Here is a 1,193-nt window from a genome sequence, read left to right on the forward strand (position 1 = left end):
CAACACCCCCCATTGTCGAAAATTAGCAAGAGCTGCGGTGTTGATCACACCGGAGAAACTTTACAGCATTAAGGAGACAAAGATGGCTGTAGAAAAGAAATATGAGTTCACACGCCAAGGAGTAACGCTTTATCCTGATAAGAATAATTCACATGGTATTGTAATGCTTCGTCGCATACGGGCACTGAGAGACTTTGGAAGAGTCAAGAAAGGTGATCTTGGTGGTTTTATAGAACATGAAGGTAACCTATCACATGAGGGTGATTGTTGGGTAGCTGGTTCGGATAGATCTTTTAATAATGGGTATGTTTTTGGCAATGCTCGTGTTTTTGGAGATGCCCGTGTTGGTGGCATGGCACGTGTTTTTGGGCATGCACAAGTATACGGTTGTGCAGATGTTTCTAATTGTGTGTATGTTTATAATTATGCAAAGATTTACGGTAATGCGGAGGTTTATGGTAGTGATACCCGTGTTTATGGTAAGGCGCAAATTTATGAGAATGCTTCAGTAAAAGGCAAAGCAGAAGTTTACGGCAATTCTCGCATTTATGGGGATGCTAAGGTTTACAACAAAGCACGTGTCTACGGTCAAGCCAAGGTTTTTGGTAATGCCGAAGTTTTCAATCAATCTAAAGTTTATGACAATGCGTTAGTTCACGGGCATGCCAAGATTAGAGAGAATGCCAAGATTTACGGCAATGCCGATGTTTGTGACTATGAAGATTTTCGCGATAACGACGAAGTTTACATGCGTAAACACGTTTCATATAGCACAAACGAAGCGCATAAGAATGATGATGGTAAGCCTCGTATAGAGCTTATACCGCCGTTGGCACTGATTGAAATCGGCAAAGTTTTAGAGTTTGGGGCAAAGAAGTACGGAGCAAACAATTGGCGTAATGGCATGCACTGGAGCAGGTTTCACGGTGCTGCTTTACGTCATTTATTAGCATGGTTTGGTGGAGAGCATAAGGATGCTGAGAGTGATTTATCACACTTGGCACATGCGGCTTGTTGCATTCTTTTTTTAATGGAATGCGAAGCACAACAGATTGGTCATGATGACCGCCCTCATAAAAATTAAAGGAGATAAAGATGAGTTCGAATGAGATTTTATGGATAGCAGTGGTTTCAGTTTTGCTCTTAAGCGGAGTGATGTTTCGTATTGCATTGCATTATCGCAACCAAGTTAA

General features: G+C 41.6%; 1 protein-coding gene. It reads left to right on the forward strand.

Annotated features, from left to right (window positions below; translation table 11 throughout):
- Positions 1-748: 748 nt before the first annotated feature.
- Positions 749-1,084, forward strand: a complete 336-nt coding sequence (locus ACFIKG_RS09330) for a dATP/dGTP diphosphohydrolase domain-containing protein (protein WP_273791733.1) — start codon at positions 749-751, stop codon at positions 1,082-1,084.
- Positions 1,085-1,193 lie beyond the last annotated feature (109 nt).

It is taken from the genome of Bartonella sp. LB28NMGDW (genome assembly GCF_042194435.1).
In the GTDB taxonomy this organism is placed as follows: Bacteria; Pseudomonadota; Alphaproteobacteria; order Rhizobiales; family Rhizobiaceae; genus Bartonella; species Bartonella grahamii.